The sequence below is a fragment of the Arthrobacter sp. Soc17.1.1.1 genome, assembly GCF_036867195.1.
Classification (GTDB): Bacteria; Actinomycetota; Actinomycetes; order Actinomycetales; family Micrococcaceae; genus Arthrobacter_D.
Window position 1 is genome coordinate 994,325 of the sequence record NZ_JBAJII010000001.1, and the last position, 23,750, is coordinate 1,018,074.

Below are 23,750 nucleotides of genomic sequence, written 5' to 3' on the forward strand. Positions count from 1 at the left end.
CGTCAGGCCTGCGGCGGGCGCGTCATCGAGAGCACGTCGAGGGCGGAGTCCAGCTGCTCCTCGGTCAGTTCGCCACGCTCCACGAAGCCGAGCGCGATCACGGCCTCACGCACCGTGAGCCCCTCGGCGACGGCCTTCTTCGCGATCTTGGCCGCGTTCTCGTAGCCGATGTGCTTGTTGAGCGGCGTGACGATCGAGGGGGAGGCCTCGGCGAGGAAGCGTGCGCGCTCGACGTTGGCGGTGATGCCGTCGATCATGCGGTCGGCGGAGACGCGCGTCGAGTTGCTGAGCAGGCGGATGGATTCGAGGACGTTGCGGGCGATCACGGGGATGCCGACGTTGAGCTCGAACGCGCCGTTGGTGCCGGACCAGGCCACGGTGGCGTCGTTGCCGACCACCTGGGCGCAGACCATGATGACGGCCTCGGCGATGACGGGGTTGACCTTGCCCGGCATGATCGAGGACCCGGGCTGCAGGTCGGGGAGGGCGATCTCGCCCAGGCCCGTGTTGGGGCCGGAGCCGAGCCAGCGCAGGTCGTTGTGGATCTTGGTGAGCGAGACGGCGATGGTGCGGAGCATCCCGGAGACCTCCACGAGGGAGTCGCGGTTCGCCTGGGCCTCGAAGTGGTCCCGTGCCTCCGTGAGGGGCAGTCCCGTGTCCTCGGCGAGGAGCTCGATGACGCGGGCGGAGAAGCCGGCCGGGGTGTTGATGCCGGTCCCCACGGCGGTGCCGCCGAGGGGCACCTCCGCCACGCGCGCGAGGGATGCCTCGATGCGCTCGATCCCGTAGCGGACCTGGGCCGCGTAGCCGCCGAACTCCTGGCCGAGGGTCACCGGCGTGGCGTCCATGAGGTGGGTCCGGCCGGACTTCACCACGGTGCTGAACTCCTCGGCCTTGCGCTCGAGCGCCTCGGCGAGGTGCGCCAGCGACGGGATGAGGTCCTTCACGAGGGCGGAGGTCGCCGCGACGTGGACGGAGGTCGGGAAGACGTCGTTGGAGGACTGCGACGCGTTGACGTGGTCGTTGGGGTGCACCGTGGTGGTGCTGCCGGCCGCCTCGAGCGCCCTGCTCGCGAGGGTCGCGATGACCTCGTTGGCGTTCATGTTGGAGGACGTGCCGGATCCGGTCTGGTAGATGTCGACGGGGAAGTCGCCGTCGTACCGTCCCGACGCGACGTCCTCGGCCGCCGCCTCGATCGCCCGGGCACGCTCCGCGTCGAGCACGCCGAGTTCCGCGTTGGCCGTGGCAGCGGCCTTCTTGATGCGGGCGAGCGCCTCGATGTGCGCGCGCTCCAGGGTGGTGCCGGAGATCGGGAAGTTCTCGACGGCGCGCTGCGTCTGCGCACGGTACAGGGCGTCGACGGGGACCCGCACCTCGCCCATGGTGTCGTGTTCGATGCGGTATTCAGGGCCGGCTGCAGGCGTGGAAGTCATGCGGCAATTCTCGCCTTCAGTCCTTCGGCGTGCCAAATCCCGACACGAGCACGGCCCTGCCCTCGTCCAGGCGGTAGGAGACGCCGATGACGGCGGTGTGCCCGGCGGCCACCGCGTCCGCGATGACGCGGGAACTGTCCACCAGCCGGTGCGCCGTCTGCCGGGTGTGCTCGACGACGGTCGCGTTCACCTCGGTGACGCCGGCCCGGCGTGCCGTGAGGACCGACGGCGTGATGCGCTCCACGAGGTCGCGGATGAACCCGACCGGCATGTCCCCGGTCTCGACGGCGTTCATGGTCGCCGTGACCGCGCCGCAGCTGTCATGACCGAGCACCACGATCAGCGGCACGCCCAGGACGCTGACGCTGTACTCGAGCGAGCCGAGGACGGCGTCGTCGATCACCTGGCCGGCGGTCCGCACCACGAAGACGTCCCCGAGGCCGAGGTCGAAGATGATCTCCGCCGCCAGGCGCGAGTCCGAGCAGCCGAAGATGACGGCGAACGGGTGCTGGTCGTTCACGAGGGCGGTGCGGCGGGAGGCGTCCTGGTTGGGGTGGGAGACGTCGGAGGCGACGAACCGCGCGTTGCCCTCCTGGAGGCGGAGCCACGCGTCGGCCGGGGTCAGTTGCTGGGTCACGCCGCCCACTGTACTGGTCCGGCCGGCCCTGCGGTGGACCTCAGGCGCCGTCGGTGCCGGCCGATGCGAGGCGCTCGGCCTCCTCCGCCGCGTTCTGCCGGACGTCCTCGACGACGGCGGTCCCCGCGGTGTCGAACTCGGAGAGCGTCGCCTCCCCGTTCAGGATCACCGTGGCGCCGTCGACGTCGGCGGTGAGCACGGTGTCGCCGTCCGGCGCGTCGAGCAGCTCCCACTCGAGGCCGCCGATGGTGCGGGTGCCGGAGACCTGCGCGTCACCGATCCGCTGGGCCACCCAGGTGGGGTTGGCGTCGTCAGTCTGGGTGAGCTGGATGAAACCGGTGTCCGCGGTCAGGAACCCGACCTCCCAGAAGTCCACGCCGTCGCTGCGGCCGGTCACCCAGCGCGCGTAGTTCGAGGACCAGCCCTCGGGCAGGGTCGGTGAGGCGGGGAGGTAGCCGGCGTCGCCGGCCGCCTGGCGTGCGACGGTCGAGACGTCGATGTCCCGCCGGTACGTCTCGGCCGTGTACGTGGGGTTCAGGAAGTAGACGGGGAGCACGACGGCGATCGTCGCGCCCGTGGCGATGAGCATGCCGCGCGCTGTCGCGCTGGCACGCTTCGCCTGGTTGGGGGTGAGGCTGATGGGGGGCGCGTCGTCGTCCGGCTCAGCCTCGGGGCCGGGGGTCCGCTCGTCGCTCTGATCGCTCACCCCTCCATTTTCGCTGATGCGGGCCGTGCCGCCTAACCGGAGCGGCCCCTGCTGACCGGGACGTCGGCAGCATCACAGGAACCGCGGGGCGCGGCGCGCCTATGATGGCAGCACGGCACCATCGGGCCCGCGGGGGACCCGACCACCTTCGACGATGAGGATCGACGTGTCCCAGAACGCCAGCAACGCCCAGTACTCCACCCTCTCACCGGCGCTCGCCGTCGGGGACGACGAACCGGACCGGAACCTCGCCCTCGAACTCGTCCGCGTCACGGAGGCCGCGGCGATCGCCGGCGGCCACTGGGTGGGCTTCGGCGACAAGAACCTGGCCGACGGCGCCGCCGTGGACGCCATGCGCTCACTCCTGCAGACCGTCCACTTCAACGGCGTGGTGGTGATCGGCGAGGGCGAGAAGGACGAGGCGCCCATGCTCTTCAACGGCGAGCATGTGGGCGACGGCAGCGGCCCCGAGTGCGACGTCGCCGTCGACCCCATCGACGGCACCCGCCTGACGGCCCTGGGCATCAACAACGCCCTCGCCGTGCTCGCCGTCGCCGAGCGCGGCTCGATGTTCGACCCGTCCGCCGTCTTCTACATGGAGAAGCTCGTGACCGGCCCCGAGGCGGCGGACATGGTGGACCTGCGCCTGCCCGTGAAGCAGAACCTGCACCTCATCGCGAAGGCCAACGGCAAGAAGGTCAGCCAGCTCAACGTCATGATCCTCGACCGCGACCGGCACAAGCCCCTCGTCGAGGAGATCCGTGCCGCCGGGGCGCGCACCAAGTTCATCATGGACGGCGACGTCGCCGGGGCGATCGCCGCGGCCCGCGAGGGCACCGACGTCGACGCCCTCATGGGGATCGGCGGGACCCCCGAGGGCATCGTGGCGGCCTGCGCCATCAAGTCCCTCGGCGGTGTCATCCAGGGCCGCCTGTGGCCCACGAGCGACGAGGAGAAGCAGAAGGCCCTCGACGCCGGCCACGACCTCGACCGCGTGCTCTCGACCAACGACCTCGTCACGAGCGACAACTGCTACTTCGCGGCCACCGGCATCACCGACGGCGACCTGCTGCGCGGCGTGCGGTACAGCAAGGACAAGGTCCTCACGCAGTCCATGGTCATGCGCTCCAAGTCGGGCACCATCCGCGTGGTCGACGGCGAGCACCAGGCCCACAAGTGGGAGACCTACGCCCGCGTCAAGGACTAGGGCGCCGGCCCCTATAGGGTGGTCGGATGAGTCTTTCCGTGTCGCCCTGTTCCGACCGCGCCCGGTGGGACACCACCGTCGACGAGCTGGGCGGGCATCCCCAGCAGCTGTGGGGGTGGGGGCAGACGAAGGCGGCGCACGGCTGGAGCGCCGACCGCGTGCTCGTCGCCGAGGACGGCGTCGTGGTGGGCGCGGCCCAGCTCGTGGTGCGGTCCCTCCCGCTGCCGCTGCGGAGCCTCGCGTACATCCCGCGCGGACCCCAGGCCGCGAAGGGCCGGGAGATCGAGGTCCTCGCGGCGATCGCCGGGTACGTCCGCGAGGCCCACGGCTCGGTGGCGCTCTCGATCGAACCCGACTGGGACGACGCCGACGACGCCGTGGCCGCGCTGCCGGCCGCGGGCTGGAGGCGGAGCACCAACACCATCCTCATCGGGCGGACCCTCATCCTGGACCTGCGCCGCACGGAGGAGGAGCTGCTCGCCGACATGACGAAGAAGCACCGCCAGTACATCCGGAAGTCCGGCCGGGAGGATCTCTCGATCCGCCGCGTGCTGCGGAGCGAGATCCCCTCCTGCCTCGACGTGTACCGGCTGACCGCCGAGCGCGCCGGGTTCGGGATCCACGAGGATTCCTACTACCTCGACATCTTCGACAACCTCGGCGACGCCTCGCCCGTCTACGCGGCGTTCCAGGGCGACGACGTGGTCGCCTTCCTGTGGATCTCCGCGACGGCCACGACCTCCTTCGAGCTCTACGGCGGCATGACCGAGGAGGGCGAACGGCTCCGCGCCAACTACGCGCTCAAGTGGTTCGCCATCCAGGAGATGAAGGCGCGCGGGGTGGCCCGCTACGACTTCAACGGCCTCCTCAACGACGGCGTCTCCCGGTTCAAGATGGGCTGGGCACAGCACGAGGACCAGCTCGCCGGCACCTGGGACCTGCCGCTGTCCCCGTTCTACCCGGTGTTCAGCCGCGCCCTGCCCCTCGCCAAGCGCGGCATGCAGCTCGCGCGGCGGCAGGCCGGGCGAGCGGTCGGCGCGGTGCGGCGGGTGCGCGGCTAGCACCGCGCACCGGAGGCGCCGGCGCCTCCGGCGCCCGCTCCTAGAGCGACGGCATCGCCCCGCCGACCGTGACGGCGAACGCCAGCACGGGGCCGTCCGTCGCCCCGTGCCCGTCGGCTGCCGGGCGGACGACGAGCGGGGCCTCCGAGGCGGCCACGAAGGCGCTGCCGCCGCGCGGCACCAGAAGCGTGGAGTTCGGGGTGTCGAGCAGGATCGGTCCGCTGACGGCCAGGACCACCACGGGCCCGTTCTGCACCACCGGGACGTGTGCCGGTGTGAGGCTCTCGCGCGCGGGCAGGGGCCCGCGCGGGTCGTCGTCCCCGCCGGCGCTCTCGCCCGGCTCGCCCGCGGGACCCGCCGCGGGGTCGGCGAGCTCGATGCGCTGGAGCTGGAACTCGTCGAACGGCGGCCGGTAGAGCTCCTGGTCGAGGAGCGTGGCGTCGGGCGTCAGTGCCGGGGGAGCGAGTGGTTCGAAGACCACGGTGGCGAGCAGCTCCGCGGTGTCCACGTGCTTGGGCGTGAGGCCTCCCCGCAGGACGTTGTCGGAGGACGCCATGACCTCGATGCCGAGCCCGCTCAGGTAGGCGTGGATGTTCCCGGCCGGCAGGTACAGGGCCTCCCCGGGGCGCAGCGACACACGGTTGAGCAGCAGGGCCACGAGGACGCCGGGATCTCCGGGGTACTGGCCCGCGAGCTCGGCGATGGTGGCGAGGTCGCCGGCGACGGCGTCGCCGGATCCCGTCCCGGCGCGCCGCGCTGAGGCCTCGACCTCGTCGACGACCTCGCGCGGGGCCTCGAGCAGCAGCGTGAACGACGACCGCAGGGCCGTGTCGTCCCCCGAGGCGAGGTGCGCCGCGACGTCCTCGAGCAGGGCGTGGGCCGGGGAGCCGGGCGGCACGGCGGCGGCGAGCACCGTGAAGACCCCGGCGGCCTCGGGCAGGGGCCGGAAGCCGCAGAGGGCCTCGAACGGCGTCAGGGCGTAGATCATCTCCGGCTTGTGGTTCCGGTCCCGGTAGTTGCGGTGCGCTGCGTCCCCGGGCACTCCGGCGGCCTCCTCGGCGTCGAAGCCCGCGGCCGCCTGCTCCAGGCTCGGGTGCACCTGCAGGGACAGGGCGGAGCCGGCGGCGAGCACCTTCAGCAGGAACGGCAGGCGGTTCCCGAACCGCTCCGCCACGGGCTCGCCCAGCAGGCTCGCCGGGTCCCGCCCGATGAGCTCGTGCAGGCTGTCCCGGGCGCCGTCGGGGTGGATAACGTACGACGGCGAGTCGGGGTGGGCCCCGATCCACAGTTCGGCCTCCGGGCCGCCGGAGGGCTCCCGGCCGAGCAGATCGGCGATGGCGCGTTCCGATCCCCACGCGTAGGGGCGGAGGGTGTTCTCGAGGAGGTACATCGTTCTCGGTCCTTCGGCTGGTCGGGGTGGTTCGGCCGCGGAGCGGGTCAGGCGGGGGAGCACTGCCCGTTGTCGGCCAGCAGATCGCCGAGGGTCGCGTCGTCGCCGATGGTGGCGAGCTCCTGCAGGTACTCCTCGGTGATGCCGTCGTCCGTGGTCTGGGCCGGGACCTGGGCCGGGACCTGCACGGGGGAGACCATGCCCGCGCGTTCGAGCTGCAGCGGGGCGTCGGCCGCGGGAGCGGCACCGTCCGCGAACATGCCCTGCACGCGCTCGTGGATGAGGTCGAAGTCCGGGTAGGTCGCGAAGTTCTCCGCGGGGGTGCCGAAGTCCGGGGGGCCGATGGTCAGGCGGCGGGTCTCCTGTCCCTTCGCCTTGAGGCCGAGGTCCACGAAGCCGGCCAGCTGGTCCTGGGAGATGTCCGTCTCGACGATCTGCGTGCCCGCGGCGGCGATCGACTGGAAGCGCGTGAGCACGGTGGCGGGGTCGAGCTGCGCGATCATGGCCTGCTGGACGCACTGCTGGCGGGAGATGCGGTCATAATCCGTCACGAACTCCCGCGACCTCGCGTACCAGAGGGCGTGGTACCCGTCGAGCGTCTGCACGCCCGGCTTGATCCAGCCGTCGGGCGGGTAGTGGCGGATCGGGTCGGTGCCGGGGATCTCCGCGGCGGTGATCGGCACCCAGCCGCCGGCGTCGATCCTGATGCCGCCCATGGCGTCCACGAGCTGCTCGAAGCCGTTCATGTCGACGAGGAGGTAGGACTGCACCTCGATGCCGAGCACGCCGCTCGCGGCGTCCATCATGGCCTCGGCCCCGGGGTCCGCGGCGCCCGGGTACAGGTCCGGGTAGCTCTGCGTGACGTCCGTGTAGAGGCTGTTGATGATGCAGGGATCGCCGCAGTTGTAGCCGTCGGGGTAGACCTCCCAGAGCGGGGAGTCCTCGGAGAACTGGGCGTTCTGGAAGTTGCGGGGGATGCTGAACGTCACGGTGGCGCCGGTCTCGGCGTCCACGCTGATCACGGAGATGCTGTCCGGGCGCCGGCCCGTGCGGTCCTCGCCCGCGTCGCCGCCCATGAGCAGGAAGTTGTACCGGCCGTCCACGGGGTCGAACGCGGGGCCGGACTGGAAGATCGACCCCACCGTCGACCGGCCGACGCCGAGCACGTAGGCGCCGTAGGCGAGCGACCCGCTGGTGAGGACCATGAGGAGCGCCAGGGCGCCGGCCACGAGGGGCCGCACGCGGCGCTCGAGCAGGGGCATCCGGATGAGCCGCAGCGTGTTGACGAACAGCAGCGCCCAGCCGAGGGCGACCGCCAGGAGCGCGACGATCAACGCGAGGGACCACCAGCGGTGGGTGACGAGGCCCACCGCGAGGGTGCGGTCCGTGAGGGTGAGGACGAGTCCGAGGACGATCAGCGCCCAGCACGTGAACGTGGCCCTGAGGGCCCGGCGGCCCAGCCGCCGGTCGCCGGCGACGACCTGCGCGGAACCGGGCAGCACGAGGGTCAGGGCGAGCAGGACGAACGCACGCTTCGTGCGGACCTCGGGCGGCGCCCCCTCCGGGTAGCGGACGGGATTGGTGAGTCCGGCGGAGCCGGTGGTGTCCGTGCTGCTCACGCGGGTGCCGGTGATCACTCGTCGTCCGCCGTGGAGGCCGCGATGCGGGAGCGCAGGGCGGCGCCCTTCTCCTCCGCGGTCGTCCGCAGGGCGCCGGCGAACTCGACGAGCTGCGCGCGGAGCGCCGCGGCGTGGTCGCCGGACCCGGCGGCCAGGATGCGGACGGCGAGCAGCCCGGCGTTGCGGGCGCCCCCGATCGACACCGTGGCCACGGGCACGCCGGCGGGCATCTGGACGATCGACAGCAGGGAGTCCATGCCGTCGAGGTAGCGCAGGGGCACGGGCACACCGATCACGGGCAGCGGCGTCACGGAGGCGAGCATCCCGGGGAGGTGCGCCGCACCGCCGGCGCCGGCGATGAGGACGCGCAGGCCCCGGTCGGCAGCCGTCCGCCCGTACTCGATCATGGCGTCGGGCATGCGGTGGGCGGAGACGACGTCGGCCTCGTAGGGGATCGAGAACTCGGCCAGCGCGGCCGCTGCGGCCTCCATCACGGGCCAGTCCGAGTCCGACCCCATCACGAGGCCTACCTGGGCGTTCGTCACTGCATTCCCTTCGGTGGAGTGTTCTCGGAGGAGGGCGGCTCCGTGCCGTCGCGGAGGATCGCGGCAACCCTCGAGGCCCTCGCGCGCACGGCGTCGAGCGGCTCCCCGGGAGCCGCCAGCGCGTTCACATGACCGATCTTGCGGCCGGGACGTACGCCCTTGCCGTAGAAGTGCACCTTAGCGGACGGACCTGAGGACAGGGCCGACGGGTAGGCCGAGTAGATGTCGGTGTTGGAACCGCCGAGCACGTTCTTCATGACCGCGTGCTCGGCGAGGGCGTGCGTGGCACCGAGCGGGAGGTCGAGCACCGCCCGCAGGTGCTGCTCGAACTGGCCCGTGGCGGCGCCGTCCATGGTCCAGTGCCCCGAGTTGTGCGGGCGCATGGCGAGCTCGTTGATCAGGTAGCCGGCTCCGGTGCCGGGGGTCTCGAAGAGCTCCACCGCCATCACGCCCGTGGCTCCCAGGCGTTCGGCGAGACGCAGCGCGGCTGCCGTGACGGCGTCGGCGACTGCGCGGGGGAGCTCGGGGGCGGGCGCGAGGACCTCGTCGCACACGCTGTCCACCTGGATGGATTCGACGACCGGCCACGTCACGGCGTCGCCGGACGGGCGCCGCGCCACGAGCACGGAGAGTTCACGGCTGAAGGGCACGAACTGCTCGACGAGGAGCTCGCCGCCGGTGAACCACGACGCGGCGGCCGCGAGGCTCCCGGCGTCGCGCACCACGAGCACGCCCTTGCCGTCGTACCCGCCGCGCGGCGTCTTCAGGACCACGGGCCACCCCGCCGCAGCCGCGAAGGCCTCGACGTCGCCGGCCGTTCGGACGGCCCGCCAGGCGGGGTTCGGCAGGCCGAGGTCCTCGACCGCCTGCCGCATCACGAGTTTGTCCTGGGCATGGCGGAGGGCGGACGGCGCCGGGTGGAGGGCGACGCCGTCGCGGGCGAGTTCCTCCAGCAGTTCGCCGGGCACGTGCTCGTGGTCGAAGGTCACCACGTCCACGCCCGCGGCGAAGGCGCGCAGCGTGCCGAGGTTCCGGTAGTCGCCGACCTCGGCGTGGGCCACGGCGGCCACCGCGGAGACGTCCGGCCCCTCGGCCAGGACACGGAGTTGGAGGCCGAGCTCGACGGCGGGACCGGCCATCATCCGGGCCAGCTGGCCGCCGCCGATCACGCCTATCACGGGAAAAGTCACCGTTACAGCGTACCCACGGCGCCGTCCGGGCCTGCCATCCGCCGGGCGTGGCCCCGCCCTTCCGGCCGTATTTCCGGCAACCTCCCAGGGTGCCGGCGGGGGATCGGCGACACGGCAGCGGGCCCGACACCGTAAAATGGGGTCGAAACACGCCATGCAAAGGTCAGCCGGGGTGGCTTGCTCTGCCGGCTCCTCCCGCGGTTCGTCCTGCAGTCGCCGGGAGACATGTGCCCTGCGGCGGCGTCCGGACCGACCGCGGAGGTAAGCAGTGGCAGGACTCATGGACAGGATCAGGGGCCTCGCATCCCTCTTCTGGCGCGAGGTGGCGAAGTTCGGCGCCGTCGGAGGCGTGGCCTTCGTGATCGACAACGGGCTGTACTGGTACCTGATCCACGGGCCCATGAGCGGCAGCGAGGTCAAGGCGCGCTTCGTCTCGGCGGGCGTCGCGACGATCTTCGCGTGGGTGGCGAACCGCTACTGGACGTTCCGCCACCGCCGCCAGCCCAACGCCGCCCGCGAGCTCGCCATGTTCGTGTTCATCAACGTCATCGGCATGGGGATCGCCGCCGGGTGCGTGGCGGTCGCGAAGTACGGCTTCGCCGTCGAGGCGCCGCGTGCCCTGTTCTTCGTCGGGATCTTCGGCACGGTACTCGCCACGCTGGTGCGCTTCGTCGCCTACCGCTTCTGGGTCTTCAACGCCGAGCTCGACGCCGAGCCCGAGTTCAGCCACGACAAGGAGCTCCTCCACCCGCGGACCGGCGCGCTGCACCAGCAGGAAGCGGTCCCCGCGGAGGGGGAGCGGACGCCCGCCCCGGGGTCGCCGGCGGCACCGGGCGCACCGGGAGAACCGGTCAGGCAGTCCCCAGCCGGCCCGTGACGCGCTCGCCGGTCAGCAGGCGATCGGTAACTGGCAGGCCGTCCTCGACGAGCACGAGCACGCCGCCCTGAGCCCAGACGGCCAGCGCCGCGGCGAGGGCCCGCTCGAGGCCGGCGCCGGGCTCCAGCAGCAGGGTGCGCCCGTCGGTGTCGCCCGGGTCCGCCGGCAGGGTGACGCTGTCCAGCAGGTCCCGCGCCAGCAGGGTCCGGCCGCCCGCCCGCAGCAGGGGGGCGTCGCCGTCGACGGACCGCCCCTGGTAGACGTCGCCGTGCGACCTCACCTCCGCGGCGAAGTCCACGGCCCCCCGCGGTAGCGGGCCGTCCCAGCCCAGGGCGAGCGAGCCGAGCGCCACGCAGACCAGCTGGCCCGACGGCGCGGTCCCGGGATCGGGGCGCGAGGACAGGACGATGTCCGCATCGGGCGGGGACCCCGCCTCCTCCGGCAGGACCACGAGTGCGCCGACCTGCCAGCAGGCGAACGCGAGGGCGAGGGACTTCCAGTGCGGGGGCAGGTCGAGGGCGATCCGGCTGGTCTCCGTCGCGTCGAGCTCGTCGACGAGGAGGTTGCTGCTCTTGGCCACCCAGTTGTCGAAGACGCGTCCCGACAGCTCGATCCGGCCGTCCTGTCCGTGCCAGACGAGGCGGGGCGAGGAGGGGCTGACGGACCTCATGGTGGACAGGATGCCTGCGGGTGTCTGTGGCATGATGGGCTTCCGGTTCGATCGGAGACTACTTGGACGCGCCGACGAAGACAGGTAGTGGAGTCGGCGTGGCGCTCGTGATTCTGCGGTAGCGAATCTATATCATCCGCCCGACCGCTTGACGAAAATCGACTTACACCCGTGTAATTAGACATCGGATTGGTTCCAGCAGCGGGGCGCGAGGGTCGACCCATGCTGATGTTGGAACGGAAACACCGGAAGGGCTTATTCATGGGGCAGGCAGAACGCACTCACGCACGACCAGATATCGCGGCGCAGGCATCAGCGCGCTACGGATCGAGGGGCGTTCCTGCCGACTGGTTCCTGGACCCGGCCGATCCCCTGGCGGGCGAGCGCTACCGGGACGCCCGGTCCCCGCTCGAGGACCAGGCCACCGCCTTCCTCGCCGCCCACGAGGCTCTCGCAGCACTTCCCGAGGTGGGCGGCCCCAGCAGCCTCCTCGTCCTCCCGACCGTGGCCCCCGGGTCCTTCGGCATCCTGCCCGGCGTGCACGAGGATGCCCGCCCGGCTCCCGCCGGCCGTCCCGGCTGGCCCGGCCAGCCCATGGCTCCCGGGAACGTCGACGACGACGGCGAACTCTCCTGGCAGGCCGACGCCCTGTGCGCGCAGACCGACCCCGAGGCCTTCTTCCCCGAGAAGGGCGGGTCCACCCGCGACGCCAAGAAGGTCTGCGGCTCGTGCATGGTGAGATCCGAGTGCCTCGAGTATGCGCTCGAGAACGACGAGCGCTTCGGCATCTGGGGCGGACTCTCGGAGCGCGAGCGGCGCAGGTTGCGGAAGCGAGCGGTCTGATTCCGCTGCCCCTCCGCGTCACCGCCGTTGTCGTAGCCCACAACGGCGCCGAGTACCTTCCGACCGCCCTGGAAGCACTGGAGCGCCAGACCCGCCGGGCCGACTTCTGCGTCGGCGTCGACACCGGGTCCACCGACGCCTCAGCCTCCATCCTCCAGCTCGGGCTGCCCACGGGCAGCCCGGTGGTCGGGGCTCCCGCCCGGGCCGGGTTCGGCACCGCGGTGCGGACCGCCGTCGCCGAGATCCCCGGTCGGGGCACCGGTGACACGACGGACTGGCTCTGGCTCCTCCACGACGACTCCGCGCCCGAGCCCGCGGCGCTCGCCGAACTCCTCCTCGCCGTCGAGCGTGCGCCCTCCGTGACCATCGCCGGGGCCAAGCAGGTGGGCTGGGACGACCGGCGTGCGCTGGTGGACGTGGGCCTGTCCATCAGCAGGTGGGCCGAGCGGCTCACGCTCATCGACGTCGACGAGCACGACCAGGGGCAGTACGAGGCCCGCAGCGACGTGTTCGCCGTGAACTCCGCCGGCATGCTCGTGCGCCGCGACGTCTTCGACGCCCTCGACGGGTTCGACCCCGCCCTGCACGGGGTGGGCGACGACGTGGACCTGTGCTGGCGCAACCGCCTCGCCGGGAACCGGGTCGTGGTGGTGCCCGCCGCCGTCCTGCGCCACGCCACCGCCAGACCCCATCCCGTCTCCACGCCGCATGCCGCGCGCGCCGCCGAGGTGTACCTCCGGCTCAAGCACGCCGCGCCCCTCGGCGTCCCGTTCCTCGCGCTCGGCGCCGTCCTCGGAGGGCTGGGCCGGCTGCTCCTCGGGCTGCTGGCCAAGGACCCGGCACACGGCACGGGCCAGCTGCTCGGCAGCCTCGCCGGGGTCTGCCGCCCGCTGCAGCTCTGGCGCTCGCGCCGCTCCGCCGCGCGGACCCGTCAGCTGCCGCGCTCGATCGTCCGCTCCCTGGTCACGTCACGGCGTGAGGTCTGGTCCCATCGCAGGTCCGTCCTGGACGCCTTCACCTCACGCGGCGCACAGGCCGGCACCGACGGGCTGCAGGACGCGGAGGAGTACGTCCCGTCCGGGGACAGCCACGACGACTTCACCGCCCTCGCCACACCCGCACGCCTGTGGGTCGGCGCCGGGGCGGTGCTCGCCGCCGTCGTGCTCCTCGCGGCCGCCCTCACGGGCCTGCACCGGCTCGTCGGGGCCGGCGCCCTGGCGGGCGGCGCGCTGCTGCCGGCCTCGGGGACCCCGGAGGCGATCTGGGCGAACGCGACCACCTGGTGGACGGGCCTCGGCACCGGCTCCGCCGCCCACGGCTCCCCGTTCTCCTACGTCCTCTGGCTCCTGTCCCTCCTCGGGTTCGGCTCGGCGAACACGATGATCGTGCTCACCGTCGTCTGCGCGCTGCCGCTGGCGGGACTGTCCGCGTGGATCGCCGCCGGCGCGCTGACGCGCTCCCGCGGCCTCCGGCTCTGGGCCGCCTTCTTCTGGGGCGCGGCCCCCGCCCTCCAGGTGGCCCTCGGCAGCGGTCGCCTGGGAGCGCTGATCGCCCACCTCCTGCTGCCCCTGGCACTGCTCGGGGTGGTGCGCGCGGTCGGCGCCGCCCTGCCGTCGCGGACACTGCCCGACGGCGTGCTCACGCCCGGCGTCGGCGGCACCCGCAGCTGGACCGCGGGCGCCTCCGCAGGCCTCGTCCTCGCGATCGTCACGGCCTGCGCCCCGTCCCTGCTCGTGGTGGTCGTCGCAGCGCTCGCTGGCGCGCTGATCGTCGGCGGGCGCCGGGCCCGCACACTCTGGTGGACGCTCCTGCCCGTCGTCGCCCTCCACCTGCCGTACGCCCTGTCCGCAGTGCGCGCACCCCGCGGCATCCTCGGCGATCCGGGGGTGCCCACGCCCTTCGAGCCCGGAGACCCCTGGCAGCACCTCCTCGGGTTCCCCGTGTCCTTCGACCCCCTCCTCGCGCCCGCGGCGGCCGGCTTCCTGGCTGCCGGGCCGTGGTCGCTCGTCGCCGCAATCCTCATCGGCGGCCCCGTCGTCGTGCTCGCCGCCGCAGCCCTCTTCTCCCGCCGCAGCCGCGGGCGAGTGGTGCGCAGGTCCTGGCTGCTCGCCGTCCTGGCACTCGCCGTGGCGGCCGTGGCGCCCGTGCTGCCCGTGGCGCTCGGCACCGGATCGTTCATCCCGGTCTTCCCCGGCCCGCTGGTGTCCGTGGTCGCCCTCTGCCTCCTGACCGCTGCGCTGTCGGGTCTGCCGGGGCGTGACGCCACGGCACCCGCCCCGCGCCCGCGGGCCGGCCGCAGCTCCCTCCGCCTCGCCGGCGGACTGGTCCTCGCCGTCGGCCCGCTGCTGAGCCTCGGCCTGTGGATCGCCCCCGAGGTGACGGCCCCGCCCGCGGCGGTCGCCGAACCCGTGGTCATCCCCGGCACCCCCGTCGAGGAGGCGTCCGACGCCGGACAGGGCACCACCGACTTCGGCACGGCCGTCGGACTCGACCCGGTGGCCGAACGGCCGCTGCCGGCCACGGCCGCTGATCGCGGCAACGGTGCGGACCGGACGCGCACGCTCGTCATCTCGGTCGACGACGACGACGCCGTGGCGGCCTCCCTCATGCGAGGATCCGGGACCACCCTCGACGCGCTGAACCCGCTCCACGCCGCGCGGACCCTCCGGGGCGGGCAGGATGTCACGCCCGCGGACGACAGCGCGTCCGCCCGGACCCTGCGGACCACCGTCGCGGTGATCGTCGGCGCGAGCGGTGCCGATCCGCGCAGCGACCTCCGCGATCTCGGCGTCGGGTTCGTGGTCCTGCAGCAGTCCGGTACCGCCGGTGATTTCCTCGGCAGCCGGATCGACTCCGTGCCGGGCCTCACCGCCGTGGGCGACACCGACGCCGGGCGCCTGTGGCGCGTGGCCGCGCCCACCCTCGAGGACGGGACGGAGGACGCGGCTGCTCGCACCGCACGCGTGCGGGTGGTCGACGCCGACGGCCGGACCGAGGCGATCGTCCCCTCGTCCGCGGTCCTCGCCGAGGGCGCCGTCCCTCCCGGGGCGGAGGGCAGGAAGCTCGTCCTGGCGGAGGAGGCCGACCCCGGGTGGCAGGCGAGCCTCGGTGGTGAACGGCTCGACCCGGCGTCGGACGGCTGGCAGCAGGCGTTCGACCTGCCGGCGGCCGGCGGCGAGGTCACGGTGTCCTTCGTCAGCCCGTTCCAGCCGTGGGCCGAGGCCGTCCAGGCAGTGCTCCTCGCGCTCACGCTCCTGCTGGCCATCCCGCTGCCGTCGCGTCCGCGCGTCGCGCGGCCCACGGGCGGCCGGCGTTCCCCGGCGGGCCGGCCGGAACCGTCGCAGTACGCCACGACGCGGGCCGACGACGGTGCCGACAGTGCCGACGATGTCGACGATGTCGACGGTGCCGACGGCGACACCCGCGACGACGACCTGCAGCCCGTGACCAGTGGAAGTAGCCCGATGTGATGTGGGGACGCAAGCGGAAGCCGCTGCAGCACGAGGCGGGGACACCGCCGGAGACTGCCGGGCAGGAGATCGATGGGGCCGCCGTCGGGCCGGCACCCGAGGGCGCGGCCGACGCTGCCGGCGCTGCCGTCGGGCCGGCACCCGAGGGCGTTGCCGACGCTGCCGTCGGGCCGGCACCCCAGGGCGCTGCCGACGCTGCCGACGCTGCCGTCGCCGCTCGCGCCGTCGCCCGTGACCGGGCCGCGACCGGCGGCACCCGCCGTGCGCGGCTGGGCGGTGCCGTCGGTGCCGCGACCGGGGTGGTGCTCCTCGTGGCGACGGCCGCCATCTCCTCCGGGACCGTGACGGACGCCCTGGTCCGGTCGGCGGCGACCGACCTCCCCGTCCCGTCCGCCGCCGTGCCGGCCGGCGACTACACGGCCGTCTGCCCCGCCCCGCCCCGCCTGCTCGAGGCGGCGGCCGAGGGTGCCGACCCCCAGTTCGGCCCCGCGTCCGCGACGGCCAGGACCACGGTCGCCGCGCTCGTGCTGAGCGACCTCAGCGCCACGCTGACCGGCAGCGGGCTGCTGCCCGTGGGTGCCGGCGGGCCGCTGTCGATGATCCAGGACTTTGCACCCGAGACGTCCCTCTCCGCGGAGGGTCCGGCCAGTAGCGGTGCGGACGGGCTGACCGCCCGCGTGGCCGGGGTCACCCGGAACGTCGCCGTGGACGCCCCGTCGCTCTTCCGTGCGCAGCCGCAGGGCGGACTCACCCCGGTGGCCGCGGCGACGTCCACGTACACCGCCACCGACGGCGACCTCCGGGGGCTCGCCGCCTCCGGCTGCCAGGCGCCGTCGAACGACTTCTGGCTCCTCGGCGCCTCCACCACGGTGGGGTCCTCCGCCGTCCTCATGCTGACCAACCCGACCGGGACGCCCGCCGCCGTGACCCTGGAGCTGTTCGGCCAGGACGGCCCCCTCGAGGCGGCCGGGACCCGGGGCCAGCTCGTCGCGCCGGGCGAGACCCGGCGGATCGTCCTCGCGGGCCTCGCCGGCAACCAGGACCAGGTGGCGGTGCGCGTCCGCAGCGACGGCGGCCGCGTCACGGGCGTCATCCAGCAGAGCCTGCTGCGCGGCCTCACCCCGGGCGGTGTGGAACTGCTCTCCCCGACGGCGCCCGCCGGCATCACGCAGGTGGTGCCCGGCGTCGTCGTGCAGAACGCGGAGACCGCACGGCGCATCCGGGAGCAGGAGGGCTACGGCACCGCGGCCCCCGCGCTGCAGGTGCTCGTCCCCGGGTCCAGCGACGCCGTGCTGGACATCAAGGTCTACGGTCCCGACGGCGTCGTGGACCTGCCCGGCGGAGGAGTGGCGACCGCCGCGGCAGGCTCCGTGATGACCGTCCCCCTCACCGACCTGCCGGAGGGCACCTACACGGTCGCCGTGACCTCGGACGTCGCCGTGGTGGCGTCGGCGCGCGTCACCCGCGGCATCGAGGCCGGAGGGAAACCCGTGGACTTCGGCGGGGCGCCGTCCGCCGTCCGTCTCGGCACCGACCGAGCGATGGCCCTGGCAGAAGGCGTGGACGCCGCCCTCGTGCTGGGCGCGCCGAGCGGCAGGGGAGAGGTCACTCTGACCCCCGTTGCCGCGGACGGCGCGCTCGGTGCCCCGGTGGTCATCGGTATCGCGGGCGGCACCTCGGTCACCGTGCCGGCGTCGTCCCTCGGCAGCGCTCCCGCCGGTGTCCTCATCGATGCGACGGGGGACCCCGTCTACGGAGCGCAGGTCATGACGCTCCCCGGCGCGGTCGCGGGCATCTCGGTGGCGAGCGTCCCCGCCGGTGCCACGGGCCCGCAGAGCATCCCGGTGGAACTCCGGTACTGACCCCGGTCAGGCCTGGGAGCGCCCGTAGGCCGGGTCGACGGCCTCCGGGGCGAGACCCATCAGCTCGGCGGTCTGCTCCACCACGACGTCGTGCACCAGTTCGTTGACGGGGAGCACGCCCCGCGCGGCCATGAGCACCGGGTGGCGGTAGACGGTGATGACGCCTGGCCTGCCCGGCGCGGCGGGGGAGCAGGATCCGAGGAGGCCGCGGAGCGTCTCGGGTGTCATGTCCTCGAGGCCGTCGGGGATCTCCTGCACCACGATCTGGAGGTCCTGGATGCGCTCGCCCCAGAGGCGCTCGAGCCGCTGCGCGGACTCCATCACCCAGTCGTCGAACTGCTCGGACCGGGACCGGGATCCCGGCAGGTGCTGCGGGAGGAGCTCGCCGCGCATGCCACGACCGCGGCGGTTGCGCCGGCGTTCGTAGAATGACCGTGCCGGACGTCCTTCCGTGGACGAGGGATCGGTCAGCTCGACCGAAAAAGTGGAAGCATCCTGCATGTAAAGACTGTAAGCCTTGCGCCTCTTTGCCGCACGCCCGAAAGGGAGGCCGCCGGCCGGTGCGCGTCCTGCGGGTGGCCGGGGCCGAAGCCCGGTAGGCTTGCCGATCGTGGGATCACTCCGTCAATGCTCCAGATCCGCCTGCCAGCGGCCGGCCGTGGCAACCCTCACCTATGTCTACGCGGATTCGACGGCGGTCCTCGGCCCTCTCGCGACGTACGCGGAACCCCACACCTACGACCTGTGCGCGCTGCACGCGGAGCGCCTGACCGTGCCGCGCGGCTGGGAGGTGCTCCGCCTGACGCTCCCGGAAACGGTTCCCGAGCACAACTCCGACGACCTGCTGGCACTCGCCGACGCCGTCCGGGAAGCGGCGGCGGAACCGGTCGTGGAGCAGCCCACGGGCAAGCGCGGCAGCAAGGCCCCCATGGAACCGCCGGCCGGCGTCACGGGCCCCCGGCGCGGGCACCTGCGCATCCTCCGCGAACCCTGATGCACCCGGCCGGGTCGGGCCCGGCAGTGCGCCCGCGGTAGACTTGGGGTGCACAATTCCCGTCCCTCCCGAGCGAAAGCGTCCCATGGCCAACCTCCCAGCACGGCTGCTCGACGTCCTCCGCTGCCCGGTCACCGGGTCGAAGCTCGTACAGGAGGGCGCCGTCCTCCGCGCCACGGCTGCCGGGCCGGACGGCGCGACACCCACCTACGGACTCGACGAAGGCATCCCGGTGCTCCTCCGCGCCGAACTGCTCGACGGCGCGGCCCCCACCCGATAGGGCCGCTCCCCGCGCCCCGACCTACAGGCAGGTACAGCACCATGTTCGACTACAAAGTCGCCGACCTCTCCCTCGCCGAGGCGGGGCGCCACCAGATCCGCCTCGCGGAGCACGAGATGCCCGGGCTGATGGCCCTGCGCCGCGAGTACGCCGAGGCCCAGCCCCTGGCGGGGGCCCGGATCGCCGGATCCCTGCACATGACCGTGCAGACGGCCGTCCTCATCGAGACGCTCACCGCGCTCGGCGCCGAGGTCCGCTGGGCGTCGTGCAACATCTTCTCCACCCAGGACGAGGCCGCGGCCGCCGTCGTCGTCGGCAACGGCACCGTCGACGAGCCCGCCGGCGTCCCCGTGTTCGCCTGGAAGAACGAGACGCTCGAGGACTACTGGTGGACCGCCACGCAGATCCTCACCTGGCCCGGCCAGGCCGAGGGCCTCGGTCCGAACATGATCCTGGACGACGGCGGGGACGCCACCATGCTCGTGCACAAGGGTGCCGAGTTCGAGGCGCTCGGCGCGGTGCCGGCCAACCCGCAGGAGGGCGACGCCGACTACTCGCACGAGTACACGGTGTTCCTCGACACGCTGCGCGCAACCATCGAGTCCGAGCCGCAGAAGTGGACCGCCGTCGCCGCCGGGATCCGGGGCGTCACCGAGGAGACCACCACGGGCGTGCACCGCCTGTACCAGCTCGCCGCCCAGGGCAAGCTCCTCTTCCCGGCGATCAACGTCAACGACTCCGTCACGAAGTCGAAGTTCGACAACAAGTACGGCATCCGCCACTCCCTGCCCGATGGCCTGAACCGCGCCACGGACGTCCTGATCGGCGGCAAGGTGGCCGTGGTGTGCGGCTACGGCGACGTCGGCAAGGGCGCGGCCGAGGCCCTCCGCGGCCAGGGCGCCCGCGTGATCGTCACCGAGATCGACCCGATCTGCGCCCTCCAGGCCGCCATGGACGGGTACCAGGTCGCTCGGCTCGAGACCGTCCTCGCCCAGGGTGACATCTTCATCACCACCACCGGCAACAAGGACGTCATCATGGCCCGCCACATGGCCGGCATGAAGCACCAGGCGATCGTCGGGAACATCGGCCACTTCGACAACGAGATCGACATCGCCGGGCTGGCCCGCATCCCCGGGGTCGAGAAGATCGAGATCAAGCCGCAGGTCCACGAGTGGGTCATCCCCGCCGACGAGGCCGCGGGAGTCGCGGAGCACTCGATCATCATGCTCTCCGAAGGCCGCCTGCTGAACCTCGGCAACGCCACCGGCCACCCGTCCTTCGTCATGAGCAACTCGTTCGCGAACCAGACCATCGCGCAGATCGAGCTCTACACGAAGTTCGAGCAGGAGGACGCGGAGGGCGACCGCGAGTACGAGAACGAGGTCTACGTGCTGCCGAAGATGCTCGACGAGAAGGTGGCGCGCCTGCACCTCGACGCCCTCGGCGTGGAGCTCACGGAACTCACCAAGAGCCAGGCGGAGTACCTCGACCTCGACGTCGCCGGGCCGTACAAGCCCGAGCAGTACCGCTACTAGGAGGCTCGTCCCGGTCCTCCCCGGCCGCTGCCGGTTCCCGCCGGCAGCGGGAATCGGCAGCGGCCGGATCGTCGCCGAAACAGCCCGCTGCCTGCGCTGCGACGTCGGACCCGTCGCGTAGCATCGCACGGAAGAAGCCACATCGAAGGGCAGATGCATGCGCATGAAGCAGGAGTCGGGCAATGACGCGGCGCGCCGCAGGGGCTGGAAGATCGCGGCCGTCGGCGCGGCTGCGGTCGTCGTCGTCGGAGGCGGCGTGGGGATCGCCACCGCGTCACCCTGGAACGATGCAGCGCCTCTGTCATCCCCGTCGTCCGCGCCGGCGCCCGCGGCGACCCAGGAGCCGAAGGCGGCCCCGGCGCCCGTGGCTCCCGGCACCCCGGCCGGCGAGTACACCGTGGGCCTGACCCCCACCGACAGGGCCTACGCCGTCAACCCGGCCACCGCGGCCGCCATCACGGTCGAGGGCGCCACGCTCGACGCCGTCGAACTGGCCCCGCGCGCCGGCGGCACACCCGTGCCCGGCACGCTCTCGGAGGACGGCACCCGCTGGACCGCCACGGAACGGCTCGCGTTCGACACCGAGTACACGTTCTCCTACACCGTCCTCGATTCCGCCGGCCGGCCCCAGCGGGAGACCGCCGGCTTCACGACCGTCGAACCCGCGAACGAGGCCGACGCCTCGATGTTCCCGCGCAACGGGAGCACCGTGGGCACCGGGCAGCCCCTCGAGTTCACCTTCAGCGAGCCCGTCACCAACCGGGACGCGGTGGAGAAGGCCATCACGGTGACGAGCACCAGCGGCCAGGCGGGTGCCTTCTACTGGCTGTCGGACACGAAGGTCCGGTACCGTCCCGAGACGTTCTGGGCCCCGAACAGCACCATCACCGTGGCCTCGAACCTCTTCGGCGTCGATTTCGGCAACGGCATGATCGGCAACGCCGACACCGCGATGACCGTGAAGACGCACAACACGCGCCTCGCCGTCGTCGACAACATCACCAAGACGATGAACGTGTACCTGGACGGCAAGCTCGACAGGACGTTCCCCATCACCCTCGGCACGGAGGAATGGCCGTCCACCGAGGGGTACATGGTGGTGATGGAGCACTACGAGACCACCGAGTTCAAGGCGGAGTCCATCGGGCTGGAGCCCGGCGACCCGGCCTACTACCCGCCCACCGTCGTGAACCACGCGAGCCGGCTGAGCAACGGCGGGGCGTTCGTCCACGAGGCGCTGCCGGCGGCGCAGGTGGCGCTGGGCAACATCAACGTCTCCCACGGCTGCATCGGGATGTCTCCCGAGGGCGCGGAGTACTTCTACAACACCTTCGGCCCGGGCGACGTGGTGCAGATCCTCAACACCGGCTACGGCCCCATGTACGTCTGGGACGGCTTCGGCGACTGGAACGTGCCCTGGAGCGAATGGGTCGGCCAGCCCTAGGGCTGCCTGGGAGCTTCGACGCCCGAGGGCTCCGTACGCCTGCCGAAGGGCAGCGTGTGGAGCCTTCTCGCTGTCGCCTCGGTGCGCTCGCGCTGCCGCATCATCGCCGTGTAGTCGCGTTCGCGCCGGGCTGCGATGACGGCGTGGAGGAACTCCTCGGGGTGCGTGGTGACCGGCGGCGGCGGAGAGACGTGGTCGCTCGCCTCGGCGGCCAGGTCCAGGGACAGTGCCTGCCGTGCCTGCGGGGTCAGCCGCGGCGCCTGGGCGAGGAACTGCGACATGCGCCGGGCGAGGGCGTCGGGCAGGCGGCCGAAGTCCGCCGTCGCGGCCCACTGCTGCAGTGACGGCGGCATGACGGCGAGCGCGCGCGGCCTGGCGACCACGCGCTCCCGCATCGCGTAGGTGCCCGCGAGCAGGTCGCCGAGGCGCTTGGACCGCTCGTTGAACAGGGACACGAGGAACGCCAGCGACCCGCCGAGCATGTAGATCTCGAAGACCGCGAGCATCCCGCGGATGAAGGCGTGGCGGAAGCGGATGGCGCCGCCGTCGTCGCGCACGATCCGCAGCCCCATGACGAAGCGGCCGAGCGACTTGCCCCGCGTGAGCGTCTCCACGGTCACCGGGACGACGACGAGGAGGAGGACCACCATCACGAGCAGGAGAGCCGTGGTGAGCGCCTGGTCGAGGACCCCGCCGAAGACCCTCCCGACCACCAGCACGAGCAGCACCGCGACGATGACCTGCGCGGTGATGTCGATCAGGACGCTCAGCCCGCGGGCGGCGAATCCCGCCGGCTTGAGTTCGAGGACGACGGCCTCGCCGGTGACGACTGAACTCATGGGTTCCCCTGGATCGGCTGGATGCGACGGGGCCAGCCTATCGCCGGCACGGCCGTGAGCGCGGTCAGGGCCACCCCGTGCTTCCCGCGCCGGAACCGGCCGGAACTATAGGGTGGGCCCATGGACGTGGACGCATTCATCGCCGTGCACCGCAGCGACTGGCAACGACTGGACGAGCTCGTCGGCCGGCGCAGGCTCCGCGGCGAGGAGGCGGACGAACTGCTGGTGCTCTATCAGCGCGTGTCCACCCACCTGTCCATCATCCGCTCCGTCGACCCCGAGAGTGCCCTCTCCGGCTCGCTGTCCACGCGCCTGTCCCGTGCTCGCACCCGCTTCACGGGGGCACGGTCCCACTTCATGGAGGACGTGGCGCAGTTCTTCGTGGCGTCACTGCCCGCCGCCTTCTACCGCATCCGGTGGCTCACGGTCGTGGTCGGCGCGGCGTTCGTGGTGGTCGCCGCGCTCTACGCGGTCTGGGTGGCCGCGACGCCCGGAGTCATTGGGGCCCTCGGCTCGGACGAGGCGCTGCGCCAGTACGTGGAGGAGGACTTCACCGACTACTACTCCGAGAACCCCGCTGCGTCCTTCGCGGGGCTGGTGTGGACCAACAACGCCTGGATCGCGCTGCAGGCCGTCGCCTTCGGGGTCACCGGCATCTGGCCCGCCTTCATCCTGTACCAGAATGCGCAGGGCGTCGGCATGGCTGCGGGCACGATGGCGGCCTACGACCGGCTCGACGTGTTCTTCCTCTACATCCTCCCGCACGGCTTCATGGAGCTCACCGCGATCTTCGTCGCCACGGCCGCCGGGCTGCGCATCTTCTGGGCCTGGGCGGCGCCGGGGCGCAGGCTGCGGTCAGTGGCCCTCGCGGAGGAGGGGCGGTCGCTGATCACGGTGGCGCTCGGCCTGGTGCTGGTGCTGTTCGTCTCCGGGCTCGTGGAGGGCTTCGTCACGCCGAGCGGACTGCCGCCGTGGCTCCGCCTGACCATCGGCGTCCTGGTGCTGGCGGCCTACTGGACCTACACCCTCGTCCTCGGACGGCGGGCGTTCGCGGCCGGGAACCGCGGGGACCTCGGCGCCGTCGACCGCGGCGAGGCCGTCATCACCGCCTGAGCGCCGGCGACGGCCGCCGGCTCACTGCGGCG

At 72.6% G+C, this 23,750-nt stretch carries 21 protein-coding genes; 11 read left to right on the forward strand and 10 right to left on the reverse strand.

The window, feature by feature from the left end:
- Positions 1-2: 2 nt before the first annotated feature.
- The 3 genes from V6S67_RS04675 to V6S67_RS04685 are packed head-to-tail and all read right to left on the reverse strand — an operon-like array spanning position 3 to position 2,776.
- On the reverse strand, positions 3-1,433 hold the full coding sequence (locus V6S67_RS04675; RefSeq protein WP_334209140.1) for a class II fumarate hydratase: 1,431 nt from the start codon (positions 1,431-1,433) through the stop codon (positions 3-5).
- 16 nt (positions 1,434-1,449) lie between these two features.
- Positions 1,450-2,070 (reverse strand): carbonic anhydrase, encoded by a 621-nt coding sequence (locus V6S67_RS04680; protein ID WP_334209141.1) that lies wholly within the window; start codon positions 2,068-2,070, stop codon positions 1,450-1,452.
- A gap of 40 nt (positions 2,071-2,110) precedes the next feature.
- The gene (locus V6S67_RS04685; RefSeq protein WP_334209142.1) at positions 2,111-2,776 is read right to left on the reverse strand and encodes a DUF4245 domain-containing protein; all 666 of its coding nucleotides are present in this window, start codon (positions 2,774-2,776) and stop codon (positions 2,111-2,113) included.
- A 154-nt stretch (positions 2,777-2,930) separates the two neighbouring features.
- Here V6S67_RS04685 and glpX point away from each other — a divergent pair, with 154 nt between their 5' ends.
- Both glpX and V6S67_RS04695 read left to right on the forward strand, forming a co-directional pair.
- Complete coding sequence (glpX, locus tag V6S67_RS04690; RefSeq protein WP_334209143.1) at positions 2,931-3,983, forward strand: class II fructose-bisphosphatase; 1,053 nt, start codon at positions 2,931-2,933, stop codon at positions 3,981-3,983.
- Between the two features lie 26 nt (positions 3,984-4,009).
- Complete coding sequence (locus V6S67_RS04695) at positions 4,010-5,044, forward strand: lipid II:glycine glycyltransferase FemX (protein ID WP_334209144.1); 1,035 nt, start codon at positions 4,010-4,012, stop codon at positions 5,042-5,044.
- A 40-nt stretch (positions 5,045-5,084) separates the two neighbouring features.
- Here V6S67_RS04695 and manA read toward each other — a convergent pair whose 3' ends face one another.
- The 4 genes from manA to V6S67_RS04715 are packed head-to-tail and all read right to left on the reverse strand — an operon-like array spanning position 5,085 to position 9,788.
- Complete coding sequence (gene manA, locus V6S67_RS04700; RefSeq protein WP_334209145.1) at positions 5,085-6,434, reverse strand: mannose-6-phosphate isomerase, class I; 1,350 nt, start codon at positions 6,432-6,434, stop codon at positions 5,085-5,087.
- Positions 6,435-6,481: 47 nt separating this feature from the next.
- Positions 6,482-8,071, reverse strand: coding sequence for an LCP family glycopolymer transferase (locus tag V6S67_RS04705; RefSeq protein ID WP_334209146.1), 1,590 nt, complete (start codon positions 8,069-8,071; stop codon positions 6,482-6,484).
- Positions 8,068-8,571, reverse strand: a complete 504-nt coding sequence (gene purE, locus V6S67_RS04710; protein ID WP_334211521.1) for a 5-(carboxyamino)imidazole ribonucleotide mutase — start codon at positions 8,569-8,571, stop codon at positions 8,068-8,070. Before purE ends, V6S67_RS04705 begins: the two co-directional genes overlap by 4 nt.
- Positions 8,572-8,594: 23 nt before the next feature.
- Positions 8,595-9,788 carry a 5-(carboxyamino)imidazole ribonucleotide synthase gene (locus tag V6S67_RS04715; protein ID WP_334209147.1) on the reverse strand — a complete coding sequence of 398 codons (1,194 nt, stop codon included), beginning with the start codon at positions 9,786-9,788 and terminating at the stop codon, positions 8,595-8,597.
- Positions 9,789-10,068: 280 nt separating this feature from the next.
- Between V6S67_RS04715 and V6S67_RS04720 the strand changes: the two genes are divergently transcribed.
- Entirely contained in the window at positions 10,069-10,665 is a 597-nt protein-coding gene (locus tag V6S67_RS04720; RefSeq protein WP_334209148.1) for a GtrA family protein, read from the forward strand.
- Here the strand turns inward: V6S67_RS04720 and V6S67_RS04725 are convergent.
- Positions 10,640-11,368: a TIGR03089 family protein gene (locus tag V6S67_RS04725; protein WP_334209149.1), complete on the reverse strand. Its 729-nt coding sequence runs from the start codon at positions 11,366-11,368 to the stop codon at positions 10,640-10,642. The two genes, V6S67_RS04720 and V6S67_RS04725, sit on opposite strands and share 26 nt — an antisense overlap.
- A 228-nt stretch (positions 11,369-11,596) precedes the next feature.
- Between V6S67_RS04725 and V6S67_RS04730 the strand changes: the two genes are divergently transcribed.
- Genes V6S67_RS04730 through V6S67_RS04740 form a run of 3 tightly spaced genes read left to right on the forward strand, consistent with a single transcriptional unit; the run spans position 11,597 to position 17,510 of the window.
- Complete coding sequence (locus V6S67_RS04730; RefSeq protein WP_334209150.1) at positions 11,597-12,178, forward strand: WhiB family transcriptional regulator; 582 nt, start codon at positions 11,597-11,599, stop codon at positions 12,176-12,178.
- Positions 12,082-15,648 carry a glycosyltransferase family 2 protein gene (locus V6S67_RS04735; RefSeq protein ID WP_334209151.1) on the forward strand — a complete coding sequence of 1,189 codons (3,567 nt, stop codon included), beginning with the start codon at positions 12,082-12,084 and terminating at the stop codon, positions 15,646-15,648. Before V6S67_RS04730 ends, V6S67_RS04735 begins: the two co-directional genes overlap by 97 nt.
- Entirely contained in the window at positions 15,648-17,510 is a 1,863-nt protein-coding gene (locus tag V6S67_RS04740; protein WP_334211522.1) for a DUF5719 family protein, read from the forward strand. Before V6S67_RS04735 ends, V6S67_RS04740 begins: the two co-directional genes overlap by 1 nt.
- 6 nt (positions 17,511-17,516) lie before the next feature.
- Here V6S67_RS04740 and V6S67_RS04745 read toward each other — a convergent pair whose 3' ends face one another.
- Positions 17,517-17,903, reverse strand: coding sequence for a metallopeptidase family protein (locus V6S67_RS04745; RefSeq protein WP_334209152.1), 387 nt, complete (start codon positions 17,901-17,903; stop codon positions 17,517-17,519).
- Between the two features lie 217 nt (positions 17,904-18,120).
- Here V6S67_RS04745 and V6S67_RS04750 point away from each other — a divergent pair, with 217 nt between their 5' ends.
- From V6S67_RS04750 to V6S67_RS04765, 4 genes are all read left to right on the forward strand, one after another.
- Entirely contained in the window at positions 18,121-18,504 is a 384-nt protein-coding gene (locus V6S67_RS04750) for a DUF3499 domain-containing protein (protein ID WP_334209153.1), read from the forward strand.
- 85 nt (positions 18,505-18,589) lie between these two features.
- A complete protein-coding gene (locus V6S67_RS04755) occupies positions 18,590-18,784 on the forward strand; it encodes a hypothetical protein (RefSeq protein WP_334209154.1) in 195 nt (64 codons plus the stop codon).
- A 41-nt stretch (positions 18,785-18,825) separates the two neighbouring features.
- Positions 18,826-20,322, forward strand: coding sequence for an adenosylhomocysteinase (gene ahcY, locus V6S67_RS04760; protein WP_334209155.1), 1,497 nt, complete (start codon positions 18,826-18,828; stop codon positions 20,320-20,322).
- A gap of 157 nt (positions 20,323-20,479) precedes the next feature.
- Positions 20,480-21,766: a L,D-transpeptidase gene (locus V6S67_RS04765; protein ID WP_334209156.1), complete on the forward strand. Its 1,287-nt coding sequence runs from the start codon at positions 20,480-20,482 to the stop codon at positions 21,764-21,766.
- Here V6S67_RS04765 and V6S67_RS04770 read toward each other — a convergent pair.
- Positions 21,763-22,605 (reverse strand): RDD family protein, encoded by an 843-nt coding sequence (locus V6S67_RS04770; RefSeq protein WP_334209157.1) that lies wholly within the window; start codon positions 22,603-22,605, stop codon positions 21,763-21,765. The genes V6S67_RS04765 and V6S67_RS04770 overlap by 4 nt on opposite strands.
- A 120-nt stretch (positions 22,606-22,725) precedes the next feature.
- On the opposite strand from V6S67_RS04770, the gene V6S67_RS04775 reads away from it, so the two are divergent.
- Positions 22,726-23,718 (forward strand): stage II sporulation protein M, encoded by a 993-nt coding sequence (locus V6S67_RS04775; RefSeq protein WP_334209158.1) that lies wholly within the window; start codon positions 22,726-22,728, stop codon positions 23,716-23,718.
- Positions 23,719-23,750 lie beyond the last annotated feature (32 nt).